A 2,564-nucleotide genomic window follows, 5' to 3' on the forward strand; every position below is an offset into this window, starting at 1 on the left:
CCGGTCGGGTTGTACTCGGGGCCCAGGATCACGAGGGGCACTTCCATCAGCTCGAGAAGGGCACGTCGTCGCGGATCCGTGACGAGCGGTCAATGAGGCCACCGGAGACGAGGTCGAGTACCAGGACATCGTGAAGGGAGCCGAGGTCAGCGCTGGGGAGTACGCGATGCTGACCCAGGAGGAGCTGGAGCCGGTCGAGCCCGGGCGGAGCCGCACCATCGACACCTCGGACTTCGCCGATGCCGCGGAGATCGACCCGATCCGCTACCAGAAGTCGTGCTACCTGGCGACGTGCGGCGACCCCGCCATGAAGGTCTGCACGCTACTGGTGAAGGCGATGACGAGGGCCGAGCGCATCGGGGTGGCCACGTTCGTGATCCGTGCAGGCAGTACCTCGCAGCGATCCGACCCGCGGACGGCATGCTGGCCTTGGAGACGATGTACTTCGCCGACGAGGCGCGTGAGCCGGCCGACGAGATCGACAACCTGCCGGCGAGGTCCTGAGCCCACGGGAAGGACCTCGACCTGGCCGCCAGCGAGAATGGCGACACGTTCCGCGCGCTGCTCGGCACCGCCCAGAAGGAGCCCGGCCCCGGGTAGCCCTCCAGAGTCAGAGAATCGGGCGACCGCCGGTGACCGCGACTCGCGCACCTGAGACATAACTGGCCTCGTCGGAGGCCAGCAGCACGTAGACCGGGGCCAGCTCGACCGGCTGACCGGGGCGACCCAGCGGCGTGTCGGAGCCGAACTCGGCGACCTTGTCCGGCTCCATGGTCGACGGGATGAGCGGGGTCCAGACCGGACCAGGCGCCACGCTGTTGACTCGGATGCCGCGCTCGCCGAGCAGCTGCGCCAGGCTGGCGCTGAAGTTGGCGATCGCCGCCTTCGTCGCGGCGTAGGGCGCCAGGGTCGGGTTCGGGCTGTCCGAGTTCACCGACGAACTGCCGATGATCGACGCTCCGGGTCCCATGTGCGGCAACGCTGCCTTGCACAGATGGAACATCGCCGACAGGTTGGTGGCGAGGGTGTGGTCCCACTCCTCGTCGGGGGTCTCCTCCAGTGACTCTCGCGTCATCTGGTAGGCCGCGTTGTTCACCAGCACGTCGATGCGTCCGAACTCCTCGACCGCCCTGGCGACGACATCGCGGCAATGCTGAGGCGAGGAGAGGTCACCCGGGAAGAGGACAGCGCGCTGACCGGCCTTCTCGACGTAACGCGCGGTCTCGGCGGCATCGTCGTGCTCGGAGAGGTAGGAGATCAGGACGTCCGCTCCCTCTCGGGCGTAGGCGATCGCGACGGCGCGGCCGATGCCGCTGTCCGCGCCGGTGATCACGGTCTTCTTCCCCGCGAGCCGACCGTGGCCCTGGTAGGACTCCTCACCACAGTCGGGGCGTGGCTGCATCTGCGCCTGCTGACCGGGCGGGTCCTGGTGCTGTGGCGGTTGGCTCATGCCGATCGGTACCCGCCAGATGGCCGATCCATGCCCCGTGCCGGGAGTGGAGCCGAGTGTTCCCGCTGTCTACGCGCCTGGGACGAGGCGGGGCGGCGCGCCTCGCCGCCGGGCCCCGCGGTCCAGGGAGTAATGACGCGCTGCATGGGTACCGAGAACGGACAGGTCAGACTGAGAGGAGAGCAACATGGGAGACGCCACAGAGGACCGGCGCAAGGCCGCAGATCTGCCCGAGGGCGACGTCGTACGGATCCTGCTCGACCAGCACGCCCGGATCCGAGACCTGTTCGCCGAGGTGAAGGCCGAGACCGGTGAGCACAAGAAGCAAGCATTCGACGAGCTTCGGGGCCTGCTCGCGGTGCACGAGACGGCCGAGGAGATGGTGTTGCGACCGGCCACCAAGCGCGTCGACGACCGCGGGGCCAAGGTCGCGGACGCTCGCAACGAGGAGGAGGCCGAGGCTAACGAGGTTCTCAAGGACCTGGAGTCCCTCGACGTGGATAGCGCCGACTTCGACGCGAAGCTGGCGGAGTTCGAGAAGGCCGTGGACAGCCACGCGGAGGCCGAGGAGTCCGAGGAGTTCCCGCTGATCCTGGACTCCTGCGACGAGAGCGAACGGCAGACCATGGGATCCCACATGCTGGCCGCCGAGAAGGTCGCTCCGACGCACCCGCATCCCTCGACCGCGGGCTCGACGCCGGCACAGTTCGCCGTGGGCCCGATCGCATCACTGATCGACCGCACCCGGGACGCGATCGAATCCGCGGCCTCCTGAGGCCGCCCGACGGGGGCTACCCACCGACATGTCGGTGGGTAGCCCTGAGGACGGATGAGCATGGCTAGTCGTAAGCAGACCCAAGCGGCGAAGAAGAACATCCACAAAGCCACGAAGGCGGCCCGCCAGCAGCGATCACTGGCGAACCTGCCGAGAAGCACCAAGACGGCGCTCGGCGAACAGGGCGCGGCCGTGGCTGCGCGCAAACGCACCGGCTCGGCCGAGCCCAAGACGCGGCAGGAGCTCTACGAGGAGGCGAAGCGCCGCGACCTCCGGGGCCGGTCGAAGATGGGACGAGACGAACTCGCCCGCGCCCTCGGGCAGCGCTGAGCACGACCC

At 68.6% G+C, this 2,564-nt stretch carries 3 protein-coding genes and 1 pseudogene; 3 read left to right on the forward strand and 1 reads right to left on the reverse strand.

Annotated features, from left to right (window positions below; all coding sequences use genetic code 11):
* Positions 1 to 100: 100 nt before the first annotated feature.
* A pseudogene (locus tag VHW64_RS20305) lies at positions 101 to 655 on the forward strand (Ku protein); the annotation flags it as partial.
* Here VHW64_RS20305 and VHW64_RS10010 read toward each other — a convergent pair.
* Positions 611 to 1,450: an SDR family oxidoreductase gene (locus VHW64_RS10010; RefSeq protein ID WP_329650400.1), complete on the reverse strand. Its 840-nt coding sequence runs from the start codon at positions 1,448 to 1,450 to the stop codon at positions 611 to 613. The pseudogene VHW64_RS20305 and the gene VHW64_RS10010 sit on opposite strands and share 45 nt — an antisense overlap.
* 187 nt (positions 1,451 to 1,637) lie before the next feature.
* Here VHW64_RS10010 and VHW64_RS10015 point away from each other — a divergent pair, with 187 nt between their 5' ends.
* Positions 1,638 to 2,225 (forward strand): hemerythrin domain-containing protein, encoded by a 588-nt coding sequence (locus VHW64_RS10015; protein ID WP_329650401.1) that lies wholly within the window; start codon positions 1,638 to 1,640, stop codon positions 2,223 to 2,225.
* A gap of 60 nt (positions 2,226 to 2,285) precedes the next feature.
* Positions 2,286 to 2,555 (forward strand): hypothetical protein, encoded by a 270-nt coding sequence (locus tag VHW64_RS10020; RefSeq protein ID WP_329650402.1) that lies wholly within the window; start codon positions 2,286 to 2,288, stop codon positions 2,553 to 2,555.
* Positions 2,556 to 2,564 lie beyond the last annotated feature (9 nt).

The organism is Nocardioides sp. (assembly GCF_036267815.1).
Lineage (GTDB): Bacteria > Actinomycetota > Actinomycetes > Propionibacteriales > Nocardioidaceae > Nocardioides.